The 13,973-nt window shown below is 42.8% G+C and carries 9 protein-coding genes; 6 read left to right on the top strand and 3 right to left on the bottom strand.

Going from position 1 to position 13,973, the window contains the following annotated elements; genetic code table 11:
• Positions 1-39 precede the first annotated feature (39 nt).
• The 6 genes from L8S15_RS07950 (at position 40) to L8S15_RS07925 (ending at position 8,188) form a co-directional block, all read left to right on the top strand.
• Positions 40-1,779 carry a bifunctional UDP-sugar hydrolase/5'-nucleotidase gene (locus L8S15_RS07950; RefSeq protein WP_016767452.1) on the top strand — a complete coding sequence of 580 codons (1,740 nt, stop codon included), beginning with the start codon at positions 40-42 and terminating at the stop codon, positions 1,777-1,779.
• 648 nt (positions 1,780-2,427) lie between these two features.
• On the top strand, positions 2,428-3,429 hold the full coding sequence (locus L8S15_RS07945; RefSeq protein WP_016800344.1) for a TerC/Alx family metal homeostasis membrane protein: 1,002 nt from the start codon (positions 2,428-2,430) through the stop codon (positions 3,427-3,429).
• A 312-nt stretch (positions 3,430-3,741) separates the two neighbouring features.
• On the top strand, positions 3,742-3,930 hold the full coding sequence (locus tag L8S15_RS07940) for a hypothetical protein (RefSeq protein WP_010429554.1): 189 nt from the start codon (positions 3,742-3,744) through the stop codon (positions 3,928-3,930).
• Between the two features lie 182 nt (positions 3,931-4,112).
• On the top strand, positions 4,113-4,853 hold the full coding sequence (locus L8S15_RS07935; RefSeq protein WP_280572448.1) for a DUF1223 domain-containing protein: 741 nt from the start codon (positions 4,113-4,115) through the stop codon (positions 4,851-4,853).
• A gap of 143 nt (positions 4,854-4,996) precedes the next feature.
• Positions 4,997-6,283: a DEAD/DEAH box helicase gene (locus tag L8S15_RS07930; RefSeq protein WP_280572446.1), complete on the top strand. Its 1,287-nt coding sequence runs from the start codon at positions 4,997-4,999 to the stop codon at positions 6,281-6,283.
• Between the two features lie 186 nt (positions 6,284-6,469).
• Positions 6,470-8,188 carry an autotransporter assembly complex family protein gene (locus L8S15_RS07925; protein WP_280572442.1) on the top strand — a complete coding sequence of 573 codons (1,719 nt, stop codon included), beginning with the start codon at positions 6,470-6,472 and terminating at the stop codon, positions 8,186-8,188.
• 300 nt (positions 8,189-8,488) lie between these two features.
• Here the strand turns inward: L8S15_RS07925 and L8S15_RS07920 are convergent, their stop codons facing one another.
• The 3 genes from L8S15_RS07920 to L8S15_RS07910 all read right to left on the bottom strand — a co-directional run bounded on the left by L8S15_RS07920 (position 8,489) and on the right by L8S15_RS07910 (position 13,906).
• Entirely contained in the window at positions 8,489-9,940 is a 1,452-nt protein-coding gene (locus L8S15_RS07920) for a phospholipase D family protein (protein ID WP_280572440.1), read from the bottom strand.
• Between the two features lie 81 nt (positions 9,941-10,021).
• Positions 10,022-12,118 (bottom strand): carboxylesterase family protein, encoded by a 2,097-nt coding sequence (locus L8S15_RS07915; RefSeq protein WP_016794773.1) that lies wholly within the window; start codon positions 12,116-12,118, stop codon positions 10,022-10,024.
• A gap of 129 nt (positions 12,119-12,247) precedes the next feature.
• The gene (locus tag L8S15_RS07910; protein ID WP_280572437.1) at positions 12,248-13,906 is read right to left on the bottom strand and encodes a hypothetical protein; all 1,659 of its coding nucleotides are present in this window, start codon (positions 13,904-13,906) and stop codon (positions 12,248-12,250) included.
• Positions 13,907-13,973 lie beyond the last annotated feature (67 nt).

The following is a 13,973-nucleotide window of genomic DNA, read 5'->3' as shown; positions in this document are numbered from 1 at the left end:
TTCTCGACCTAGTATGAAGGGACAAAGAGAGAACACAATATGACTAAAAATAATAAGCCGACCAAAATAGTGTTGGCACACATTAACGACACCCACTCATACTTTGAACCAACGTCATTACAGCTATCACTTAAAATGAATAACCACATCATTGAACCTTATGTCAGTGCTGGTGGCTTTGCTCGAATCTCAACGCGCTTTAAACAAATAGAACAAGATGCGCAACGACAAAAGGTTGGAACCTTGTTTTTGCATGCTGGAGACTGCTTCCAGGGCACCTTATACTTTTCATTATTTAAGGGAAAAGCAAACGCCGATCTGTTGAATGCTCTTAATATTGACGCCATGACGCTCGGTAATCATGAACTTGATATGGGTAACGAGCCAGTTGCAATCTTCGCCAAACGAATCAAATTCCCACTGTTGGCGGGTAACTGGAACTTATCGAATGAGGATATCAATAAAATTCATACTTTAGCGGACAACGACATTGTTAAGCCTTTCCTGACTGAAACCCGAAGTGCTTCTTTTATAACGAAAGAGTTTGATGGAGAGAAAGTTGCGATATTCGGTTTAAGCATCGACAAGATGGCGGGTATCGCTAACCCTGATATTGACACACCATTTGAAAATGCATTAGAAACGGCAAAAGCCACAATAGAGCAAATTCACCAAACGGGTATTAATAAGATCGTATTACTCAGTCACCTTGGTTATGAAGCTGATTTAGAATTAGCGGCAAACGTTACAGGCATTGGCGTGATTGTTGGTGGTCATAGTCACCGCCTGCAAGGTGACTTCTCTGATATTGGTTTAGTTAAAGATGACGATTATGGTGTGAAAGTTGGCGACACGTATGTGGTTCAATCTGGTTTTCACGCAATGAGCCTAGGGCACTGTGAAATCGAGTTCGATTCTAAAGGTAAGGTGACTCACTTTAATGGCAAAAACGAATTGCTGTTGGGGCGTCGACTGTTTATAGACGCTAAATTAAGTGAAGTAGGTCAAGACGATGCCCATGATATGGCGTGTGAGTTCTTGAACAACCACCAGAATATTGCGGTATGTAAAAAAGATCCTGAACTGCAAAGCATACTTACTGACAAATATCAGCCTAGAGTTCGAAAACTGCAGAAACAGGTTATTGCTCATGCAGATACGAAACTGCGTCATGTGCGCATTCCTGATGAAAAAGGGCCAAGCCAACTGGCACCGTTGGTTGCTCAGTCTTTTCATTACTTGATGAACGAAAAAGGTCATCAAGTAGACTTCGCTATTCACAATTCTGGCGGCGTTAGAAATTCGCTCAACAGTGGTGATGTTTCGGTTGCCGATATTGCCGGAAAACTGCTACCGTTTGCCGTACCTATTGGTGTATATGACGTAAAAGGTGAAACGATCGCGGGTATGTTAGAAGGTGCGATCAATAATGCGTTAGACAATGGCGTTGTTGGTACTGGCTCAGGTAGCTTTCCTTATACTCACAACTTGAGATTTTGTTATCACAAAGAGGCGCCATTAGGGCACCGAATTCACCACCTAGAAATACACACTGATGAGGCTGGTTGGCAAGATGTTGATCGTGAACAGGTATACCGCGGCGCATCGTCTGCCTACACAATGAAAGGTAAAGAAGGTTATGATGCAGTATTAGATATGATAGGGAATGGTACAGTGACCACCGATTCAATGTCAGACTGTTTTATTGCGTTTCTTCAAGACAACCCAGAGTCACTTCAGCAGAGCGAAATATTGAATTGCATGGAGTGTTTTAGGTAATCCCATTTAGCCTATTTAGACGTATTATTATTGCTTAAGTAAATCTATAAAATTGGCACTGTTTATGCTTAGTTTTCCAGGTAACTTTCTGTGGAGGCAAAGCATGGATAAGAAAGATTGGTTCGACGCTGCAGCTGTTGTCGGTTGGGTGTCTGTTTGGTCTGCATTGGTGTACTTAGTACCTACTGCAGGTTTATAACTTGTCGATTTTATAACTTAACAAAGCTATAAGATGATTCGGTTTGAACGCGATTTTCAAACCACAACAACATAAGGGTTGCAGGCTTGGAATGACACTCAGTTTCAAAAATCGGTGAACCTCTTAGGGGGATTATTTGAATCAATACAAGTGTCGCTTTGATAAGCTTACAGCAATAAAAAAGGAGCCTTGTGCTCCTTTTTTATTTATTTTTAAAATTTATCTAGACGAAACAATGTTAGAGGAATATTATCCACGCGTTTGGGGAGTAGTTAGCGCAAGTTTACATATCGTCATCTCGTTAGGCCAAGAGTCTATCCGGTATGTAAAGGTGAAATCCCATATTTCACTTCAACGAGACCAACGCAATCACAATCAAGATCCGTCGTGGAGCTTGATATGTTTTGTTTGCGGAAGGTCTTTGTAAAGTTCTTCCGCCCGGAGGAATAATGAACTCAACTCAATCTCTATTATCTACCAATAGTGAATCCTTTTTTTCATCGCCAATCATGACGACATATGCGGGCTTTTTCCTGCTGACTGTGATTCTTGTTTCTATTGATATCTATCAGACTCGCGGAGGTAATGTCACCATCAAGAAAGCGGCGATCTGGAGTGTTTTCTGGTTTGTGCTCGCATTTTTGTTCGCTGGTTCTATTTACTTGTTTTGGGACCTCTATGCGCCGAATAGTGAATACACAGCTCAAAAAGCAACCGTGTCATTCATTACCGGTTACTTGCTAGAAAAATCCCTTAGCGTAGACAACCTATTTATATTCGCGATGATATTCGCTCAGTATCAAGTTCCAGAGCACTTAAGACCGCGTGCGCTTCTTTGGGGGGTTATTGGTGCGTTGGTACTTCGTGCAATCATGATCGCGTTAGGCGCGCAATTATTAGCTGAATACCACTGGGTACTTTACGTGTTCGCTGCGTTCTTGATTGGTACAGGTATTAAACTGGCGTTAGATAAAGACGAAGAAGAGAGTATAAATACACTGCCTGAAAAGCTACTTCGTAAAGTGATGCCCGTAACCGAGGATTTCCATGGTCCTGCATTAATGGTTAAACAGGGTGCTAAATGGGCATTCACTCCAATGATGTTGGTGATCGGTGCAATTGCAGTGATGGACGTAATGTTTGCATTGGATTCGATCCCTGCGATTTTCGCCGTTACGCGAGAGCCATTCTTAGTGCTGGCTGCAAACGTTTTTGCGTTACTTGGCCTTCGTTCACTGTACTTTGTACTCCAAGGTATGATGGACAAGTTCATCTACTTGAAGCCAGCGCTTTCATTCATCATGGTCTTTATTGGTGTGAAAATGCTGCTAGTTGATAGTGAGTGGGCAATCCCTACGCATTGGTCACTTTTGGTACTTATCTCTACGATGGCCATCGCTATTATAGCGTCGATTTATGCGAAGAAACCTGCCATTGAACAAGTAAATTAAACCAAATATAACTTATCGAAAAATCGATAGTAAGTCCGTGGTCGATGAAGTGGATAATTTATTTATGTAAATTTTCTGTGACATTGGCCGCTTTGTATAGGGGGTTATTTGAACTAAATGCATGATTTTGATGTCTTGTTGAATTTATAAGCATTGTGGGTGAATATGTATTCTCCCAGCTTGTTAATGGCTTGTTTTATTAGAAAAACTAATCTGAATTTTCAATTTTAGTCATTTTTTAACGGGTAAAATATCACCTATTATTCTTGTCATCAGAACGAGATACTTAAACAAGTTTATAGAGAGGCAATCATGGCTCAAGCAATGCAAATGAATACTATCGCTGTTCCTAACTCTATGGATAAGAAGACCTACTCGGTTAACTTCAAAGGATTGATTGCACACATTTTCGATATTCTTTTCGTAGACAACTCTCCACGTAGTTACTACGCAAGCGACCTATCGGGTCACATGCAGCGCGATATCGGTATCAACCGTTGATCTCAGCGTAAATGCATAGAATTAAAGAAATACAGAATTAAGAAACGCCAGCTTTTGAAGCTGGCGTTTTTGTATCTGAAATAAACTCTATCTTTTCGCAAACTAAGCTCCTGAAAGAAAAACCTAGGCATAACGGTCTGTATTTGAGCGCCAATCAATTCGCTTTGTACAAGGAGCTCGGTATGTCACACGCCAAACTCAATCCATCATTGATTAAACTTTGTTTATTTGCCTTACCGATCAGTTTGTATTCCTCAGTGTCGCTTGCACAAACCTGGAGTAATGAAGGGCAACCTGCTCAGGTGATCGAACTGTTCACCTCTGAAGGTTGTTCGAGTTGTCCGCCTGCTGATGAATACCTCAGCACTTTTGAAGAACATCCGAAACTCTGGACACAAGTTATTCCGCTCGCTTATCACGTTGACTACTGGGATTACCTAGGTTGGGGAGACAAGTTTGCCAGCAAAGCGTTCAGTCAGAAGCAACGTTTATACAAAGCTTATGGGGTAACAAGTGGCGTTTATACGCCAGGCTTCGTTGTCGACGGTAAAGAGTGGCGCGGTTATTTCAATTGGCTTGATAGAACGCTGCCTTCGCTCCCCCAACAAAATAACCCCAAGCTTACAGTCAATCATAAAGGCGACACGTTCAGTGTCAGGTATGAAGGAAAAGGGGACTATGTCGCTCATATTGCCTTGTTGGCGATGAACGAAGTCACCAGCGTTAAAGCGGGCGAGAACAGAGATAAGAAACTTGAGCACGATTTTGTCGTGGTTTACGATGGCTACCAACGTGGTGAGTCTGAATGGCAATTCAATATCGACTTCTCCCCGTTAGTTGCCACACCTGACGCAGTAGCCGTGTGGTTAACAGAGCCTAATTCGTATGAACCGGAACAAACAGTAGCAGGGTGGCTGAACTAAATTTGCGATAACTTGGTATCTGGATGTGTTTTAGAGGGGCTTAATCGCTGAAACACGGGAGAAAGGGGCGATTTAGTTACGTAATACGGCTGAAATACGTTAGTATAGCGCGCTATTATTTTAGCTTTGAGTTCCTGCAATTAATGACTAACACCACAACACCAACCAACTTTTCTGATCTTGGCTTAATTTCACCATTGATGGCTCGTCTTACCGAGCTTGAATACCAACAGCCAACGCCTATCCAAGCGCAAGTTATTCCGAGTGTGTTAGCAGGACGCGACCTAATTGCAGGCGCAAATACCGGTTCAGGTAAAACCGCGGCATTTGCACTTCCACTATTACAGCAGATCCATGAAGATGCACCTTTAGACCGTCGTTCGGGCAAAGGTAACTATGTTTCTGGCCTTATCTTGGTTCCAACACGTGAGCTTGCTAAGCAAGTTGCCGATAGCGTTAAGTCTTACGCAGTGCATTTCAACGGTGCAATTAAAACCGTTTGTGTATTCGGTGGTGTGTCGGTGAACACTCAGATGCAAGCGCTACGTGGTGGTACAGATATCTTGGTGGCAACACCAGGCCGATTGCTTGACCTGATCTCAAGCAACGCTATCAAACTCGATAAAGCAAAAACGTTAGTACTTGATGAAGCTGACCGAATGTTAAGCCTTGGTTTTACAGAAGAACTAGACGCGATCTTGAAACTTCTGCCAAGCAAAAAACAAACCTTGTTGTTCTCTGCGACTTTCCCCGAGCAAGTTAAAACGCTGACTCACGAACTACTGAATGATCCAATTGAAGTTCAACTTCAAAGTGCTAATGCGAGCACATTGGTTCAGCGTGTATTCGAAGTAGAAAAAGGTCGTAAGACAGCATTGTTAGCGCACCTGATTCAACAGCACGAATGGCGCCAAGCTCTTATCTTCGTAAACGCGAAAAACAGCTGTGAGCACCTTGCAGACAAGATATACAAGCGCGGTATCATCGCAGAAGTATTCCACGGCGATAAAGGGCAGGGTTCACGTACCCGTATTCTTGAAGATTTTAAATCTGGCGAGATTGACGTTCTTATCGCGACAGACATCGCGGCACGTGGTCTGGATATCGAAAAGCTACCAGTAGTAATCAACTTTGATTTACCGCGTAGCCCATCAGACTACATGCATCGTATTGGCCGAAGTGGTCGTGCGGGTGAGGTTGGTCTAGCGCTATCTTTGATCGACCACGAAGATTACCATCACTTCACAATCATTGAGAAGAAGAACAAAATCCGTCTTGAGCGTGAGCAAATCGAAGGCTTTGAAGTAGATTCCGAAGCGGTTGCTGAGCTGGTTGCAGCGCTCAAACCTGTTGCGCCACCTGCTGGCACAGGTAAGAAGAAAAAGAAGAAAGCACCTAAAAACCAAGATGTTTGGTTGAGAAATAACTAATATAGAGTCAGTAAAAAATAAAATTTATAAAGGCGCTTAATTGCGCCTTTTTTGTACTTACATTTTGGCTCTGGTAATAACCTAATCTTAGCAAAAAGCCTGATCACTAGTTCGTAGGGTCAGATCCTCCATAAGAGATTCAGCGATTTAACGCTTTGCTCATAACCTGTTCGGGTTTTGAGCAAATTGGGTAACCGCGTGAAGACCTCGATTAAACAATTAGTGCTGGTAGCTTCATTTTTCCTGTTTACCCAACACTCTTCGAGAGCTGCTGAATTTGAGACTAAAGGGGTTAATAAAACTCTCACCGAAAACGTAGAATTATACTTAGAACCTTTGGTTGATGTTCCTGCTTCACAGCTATCGAAAACTAAGCTATCTAAACGTATTCAAGATGCGCTCAATCCTTATGGTTATTATCACCCTCAGCTAGATATCGAATTCAATGATTCTGATAACGTGATCATTAACATCGATTCTGGCCCTGTCATGCGCATCGCAGAATCGATAGTAAAAGTCACAGGCGAAGCGAGTAAAGATGAAGAGTTCATCAACATACTCAATCATAGCAAGTTAGGCTCAGGTTTAACTTTGTCTCATCAAGAATACGACCATACTAAGCGTGCGATTTTTTCTTTAGCGAAGCGGAAAGGTTATTTTGACGGTAGGTTTATCGAGTCAAAGATTGAAGTTATTCCCAGCGAGAACATCGCCAACATTTACCTGCACTTTTCAAGTGGGCCACGATACAAGTTTGGTTCTATAAGTATTCCAGATGATGGCGTTGATCCTACCCGTATCGAGAAAATACCAACTTTCAAAAAAGGTGACGACTTTGACACCATCAAGTTAGGTGAACTGCAATCCGATTTGTCTGACACTCAATGGTTTCGAAGTGTCATCGTACATGGTGACTTTGATAAGCTTGATGACAACCTAGAAGTTCCAATTGATATCATTGCCGAGCCAAGTTCTCGTAATATTGTGCAGGTGGGTGACGGTTATTCTACCGATCTCGGTTTACGAGCCTCGCTCAGTTGGTCAAAGCCTTGGTATAACCGAAGAGGCCATAGCTTTGAAACACAGACATATTTGTCTGAACAAGAGCAATCACTGCAGTTGGGGTACAAAATCCCAACGGAAAAGGTCACAACTGATTACTTTGGTATTCAGTTTGAATCGAAACGAATTGATCATCGAGACACCAATAGTCTTACAAACGATCTTAAGTTCGAACGTTACTGGCAATTAGATAGTGATTGGCAAAGCACCATTTACGTCAAGTACTTGCACGAACAGTACATTCAGGCGTCTGAGGAAGACCAATCGCAATTGTTGCTACCTGGCATCAGCTTCTCTCAGGTTGATCGTAAAAATGATCAACTGGAGATTAATCATCGACACATCTATTCTATTGAATATTCTGACCCTAATCTGTTCTCTGATTCAAGGCTGTTGCGGTTGGAAGGAAACAGTGTAGTTTCGTGGGATATTAGTGATAATCAGAAGCTCCATTTCCGTTCAAACGTTGGCATTAACATTGCGAAATCATTGTTGGACGTACCGTCTTCACTGCGTTATTTTGCTGGTGGTGATGGAAGCTTAAGAGGTTATGGTTATGAATCGATTTCTCCGAAAGACGATAACGGCGAACTAACCGGCGCGCGCTACATGTTAACGGCAGGCCTTGAATATCAGCATCAGGTGTATCAGTCAATTTGGATGGGCGCGTTTCTCGATGTTGGTGATGCGTTTGATGATGAAGCAGATTGGAAGCGTGGCACAGGCCTTAGCTTGATTTGGAAATCACAATTCATTCCTGTAAAACTCGATTTTGCATACGGTTTAGATGCCCCTGAAGGTGATGAGTTTCGTATTCACTTTTCTTTGGGTACTCAATTCTGATGCTCGTACTTTGTTTGAGCTCTCGCTAATGGGTATTCAAGCCAATTAAAGAGTCGAATCCAGAGTTGAAAGTCGGTATTTATCAACAGCAGGAGGATGTGAGCATACTTACGATGCGGACCTACTAAACTACGTTAGAATGGTCAATAACGTGGACAATAGAACCATTACACCAAGCATGTAAGATTAGTTTTTCTTCAGACAAAGAAACCGCGCATGTGACGCGGTTTCTTTGTTTTATGGTTCAGAGATTAGTTTACAGAGTTTTGCTCTAGCTAAGACAAGCATTCAGCCATTGGATTACAGCTCAAACTCGCCGTTCATTTTTCGAAACAACCAATCCGGAAATTTATTCAATGGACTGTAGTTTGGGCTCTTCGTGTGTGTTTGTTCGCCTGAAATCCAAATAGTCTCGCCTGATTGGGCTCGCGAAACAGCCCAGAACAAATCCTCTTTCTGACGCGTTAAGTAGTGTGTCACTTGCTTCGCAAACTCTTCACTCTCAATCAACACACCAAACTCAACGTTCAAAAAGTCTGATCTTGGATCGAAGTTAGAAGAGCCAATATAGGTCACTCGTTCATCTAAAATGACGGTCTTGTTATGGTAGTAGGTATCAACATGAAAGTAGTGATCATCATTGATAGCTTGGCTTTTGTACTCATAGACACTTACGCCTTTGTCGAGTAAAGTCTCACGGTGTTTTTCGTAATACGCTGGCACAAAGCCTGAATCATTGGAAGCAGATGAGTTGGTTAGTAAGGTTACTTCAGCTTGGTTCTCTCTAAGCGCACCGACAAACACAAACTGGTTATCGCTTGGCACCATATAAGGCGTAGAAATTATAGCCTTAGATGGGGTCGCTACTTTTTGCTTCATTAAGTACTCTGTACGTTGACGAAAGTAGGGTTTGTTGTCATCGAGCTTCTTTAACGAATCAAATAGAGGAGTAACCGATGCTTCAATAAAGTTTGGTTCACCTAGGTGATTTATCTGTTTCTCAACATCGAACGTGATCTGTTCTTTATTCTTTTCGCCATTGTTCATTGCTTTAATAAATGCTTTGTATTGACCTTTGACTTTAATTCGTTCTTGAATTGGCACAACATATTCGCTCTCCCAAAGTGCTTGGTAGTTGCGATCGAAAGACGCTATTACCGTACCTCGAAATAGAACGTCCATATCAAAGAAATTGGCATTTTCGCTATAACCAAAGTAATCATTACCGATGTTTCTTCCGCCCAAAATCATCGATTGATGGTCAACATTGAAGTACTTCTCGTGAAGCCGATTATCCAGTCGCTTTTGGTGAGTCGAGAAGCTGAACGCACGGCCAACCCAGCCAGCTTTACGTGACTCAAAAGGGTTAAACAGTCGAATCTCAATATTGGGGTGTGAGTCCAATTCCGCTAACCATTTATCATTAAAAACCAGTAGGTCATCTAAGGTCAGTCGGATGTGAACCTCACGATCCGCTGCTTGCTTTAGCTCGTTTAGAAGCATCAAACCTAGCGTGTCACGTTCCCAAGAGAAGTAAGTCATATCTATCGAATGTTGTGCTCGGCGAACGAGGTCGATACGACGAGCGAAGGCTTCTGGCGCAGAAGGAATCAAATACACTTCTGCTTGGTGTTCGGTGCTTTGCCAGTTTGCTTCGAAGTCTGTTTCAACATCGGGGTAAGGTTGGGCACATCCTGTGACCAAAGCAATTAACATCATTGTGCATGCTGTTTTTAGTTTGCTAAGTGTCATAACTAACCTGCGTTTGAGCGTAAAATTGGATATAAAAACGGCCAGCGAGCTGGCCGTTAAAGTAGGAGGGGGGGAATATGTTTAGTTTAGGTACCAGTCCCAAGGCATAAGACCTTGCTCTGTTAGACCCGTTAAGCGACCTTCACGAAGCTTAGGATCAACACCTGGGTTTGTGACATAGTCCCAGTCATAGGTTGTGTTATCGCTAAAGCCTTGAGATTCGATAACTAATACATTGTCGGCAGAATCGCTGTACTGGTAGTTAGTGAATAGTTCTTCGCTAAACCATAGGCGTGACATTTCGTTCATCAATGCCTTCTCATTACTTGTTGGGTGAATCTCACTACCGTCAAAACGTACAGCTTTGTTGAACATAAATGGTAGTTCTGAACCGTTACATGCACCGCTGATGCAACCAATCGTTTTGAATAGATCAATGATTGACAGTTGGTCGTATTCGCCCGTTTCTTCATTTAGAGCTGTTTTAAAGTTCCACATGTTAAAACTTGGTTTGTGCTCAAAGTAGTATAACGTTGCTTGTACTTCGCTGTTTGCTGCCATATAACGAGCAGGGCCATTGAATAGTGTGTCATTTAGCAAGGTTTTAAATTGCTTCATGTTCGCTGTTGCGTCGCCCAGAGTTGCTTCTGAGTTAGGGTAAAAATCAGTTAGAGCCAGAATGTCTTGGGTTTGTTGGTGGCTAGTTATATCAACAATGTCGACCAAGCAACCTAAGGTACCCGCAATATCACTGGTATCAATGCATCCAGTCATTTCAAGTAGATCTCCTTCTAGCTTGGCACCATAAAATAAACTCGTTACAGCGCTGTAAGCGCTGCTTGGCAATACAAGCTCTGCTGAAACTTCATCACTTGCTCGCTCAGATAGTTTTTGCTGAAGAAGAACGATGTTGTTTTGATCTTCTAACCAGTTAACCATTGCAAGTGCAAGCTGTGCTGGCTCTTCGTTAGTAAGCAGTTCAGGCTCATCATTTGCTAGTAGTTCAATGACTGTCGGAATCAAGAACGTTGTAGTAAAGAGCATGCCAAAGCTGTTCGCTTCATGTGCATTTTCACCGAGGACAGTAGGTACTGAGAAGCCTGCTTGTATTGGTGATTCTGCTGATTCGCTACAGCTACCAAGTAAGCTAGTTTTTTCACACAAGATGTAGGGAGCAAAAGGCATCAAGTTTGACATTGGAGTTTCATCTGCTGCTGGGCTCAGAATTGGGATTTGCAAAGAACCTAACAACCAATTTTTTAGCTGTTCAATACCATTCAAAGCTGTTTCTTGCGACGCCATGATCTCGTCGATCGAAGTGTTTGCATCAAAATCATTGTTGCGGTCCTTAGCCACGTCATAGCTAGCGTACTCAAAACCATACGGGTTGCTCTGCATGATGGAACGTTGGAAATATTGACCTGCGATATCGTCATCTTGCTGCAAGAAACCAATAGACATAGCACCTGAGCCTTGCCCAATAACGGTTACATTTTGAGCATTACCACCGAAATCGGTAATATTATTGTGTACCCACTCTAAGGCGCGCTTTTGGTCACCTAGGCCATAGTTGCCATCTTCGTTTGCGCCTTTAATCCATTGAGTACCTAACTGACCAAGACGGTAGTTCAAGCTTACATAGATGAAAGGCTTACCATCGTCGCTTCCTTGAGCAACCACGGTATCACCGTGCACAAGTGCTTCAGAACCTGAGCCATATTCAAAGTCACCGCCGTGGATGAATACATAAACCGGTAGATCTGCATCAGCATCTAAGTCTACTGGACGCCAAATGTTAAGGTTCAAACAGTCTTCAGATTGTGTCTGTGAAACGGTCTTCAATTGAGGGCAAGCATCACCAAACGCAGTCGCATCAATGTCAGTCCCAAGATCGATAAGTTCACTGTGCTCAAAGCGCTCTGCCTCAGCAAATTTAATACCTTTAAAAGACTCAACAGAAGTCAGTTTGTTGTCTTCGGTATTTGAAGTAATAACCAGTTCTTCTTTGGTCGCTTTAATCGTTACGTCACCGATTTGAGCGGTAAAAGGTTCAACAGGTGCCGGAACTAGCGGTTCTGGTTTGTCTGGCAATGGAACTGTAGGGGCAGTATCAGTATCGCAACCTGCTAACGCAGCAGCAATAGTAAGGGCGATCATAGAGCGGTATGCAATAGTCATAAAATGAGTTTCCACAATAGTATTCGGCGTAGTCTGTTTAATCGTCATCTACGTAGATAACAGAGCTACAAAACTTCTTATCAAGAACAACTTAGTTTTAAGGTTAGGCTGGTATCCCAAGCTCAGTGACTAGAATCGGTAGCCAAGATTCAGCGTTACAGCCGAACGAGTTTCACCTTTGTTGTACAACACGGTCATGTTGTAATGCTTGCCGATCTGTTTGTTAACCCCTGTTAGGAATGCCCACTGATCGATGTCGACACCAACGTCATAATCAAATTCGATGTCATCAGTTTTTACAGTGCCTTGCATACGAGAATTTAAACCTTGGTATTCAGCGCCAACGAAAAACTGAGCTCGATAATCGACTAATTGATAACCCAACATAGGTTGAACCGTAACAATGCCATCGCCCCAATCATCCATTCCTTTCAGGCGTGTTTGTGAATAGGTACCTGTGACTGAGGCAAAGAACTCTTTGTAACCAACAGATAATGTGGTGCCCGCACCGCGTAAGTCATATTCAAGATGAAGTGGTACATTCAAACGGCCACTGTTACATAAGGCAGAGACACCTTCGCAAAGTGCGTTACCTAGCCCAGGTAATTTGTCATTGAGTTTGTCTTTTAGGTATTCACCTGCTGCGCCGGTATAAGCCGCATCCACATTCGCATCAACGTTTACCTTTCCTACATATCCGAATACATTCCAGAATGGCAGGATATTAACGTCACCACGTATAGAAAGACTCTCAGCCTTAACCGTCGCAACGCTATCTTCAGGATCAAATAAGTCGTTCAAGCGAACACCACCAATCACGTAATCAGTCATTGGAATGTCCATGTCTTGGTTGCGATAAGCCACTGATACGCCGAATGGAAGAGGTAAATCAATGCCTTGACGTCGTACCATGTCACCCATTAACGGAAAAACTCGGTCTAGCTTGACGCTCGCTTCTAACATTCTTGGGTCTGATACTTCTTGAAGCCTCGCTTCGTTGACCACTTGTACGCCGTTATCCTCTTCATAAAACGCGACTGGTTCGATGATGCTCGTCATCTTCATTGGCTTGTTCTTGGTTGTACCAACCACTTCAGTTGTTTTATTTGCGATGACTAACTTATCCGTCGGTAAAGTGTGAAACTCAATCTCTTGCTTATAGCTTTCTACCTTGTAGGTATGGTGTATGAACGGCTTGTCATTGCTGATCAGCATTCGTTTTGGTTCACCGTCGACTAACTCAATGTCGACATTCAAAAAACGGAAATATGCGATATCTTGAGGGAGTCCATACTTCGAATAATCGAAGCTGATGATTACTTTGTTATCGTCGATTTCTTTTACTCGAACCGAAGATGAATCAAAGCTTTCTGCATAGTGACGTAAGCGATATTCGGTACGTGTGAAGGCTTCTATTTCATCGAGTAGGTTTTCGTTATCATCCAGCTCATCTGGGTTATATTTGATACGAAGGTCGATGTTGCCTTTAGTGTCGGTGTTCTTGACGAGGTAGACGCTTGAGTCACGAACATCATCACCAACTTGCAGTGTACGATGTGCGTGTTCAACTAGGTGCTGACCTTGTACTAGTGAGCTTATTGCTAGCTTTGGCAAGTCATGACTTATGCCATATTTGTCAAACAGTACTCGACCTTGCTCTTTGACTTCGGTGTAAGTCTTGGTTTTTGCTGCTGACGCAAAAGTGGGAGTAATAAGTAATAGGGCGCTCGCTAACACAGAAAGAGTATGGGTCTTACAGGCGCTGGTGCGTATTTCAAAAAAACTCATGACGGTTTCCACGCTGAGTGGCCTCAAACCTTCGAGACTCAAACAGTCGATGTAATACTGAACGTCG

Source organism: Vibrio sp. S/42/10, assembly GCF_029890535.1.
Lineage (GTDB): Bacteria > Pseudomonadota > Gammaproteobacteria > Enterobacterales > Vibrionaceae > Vibrio > Vibrio cyclitrophicus.
This window is presented reverse-complemented; position numbering and strand designations above follow the sequence as displayed.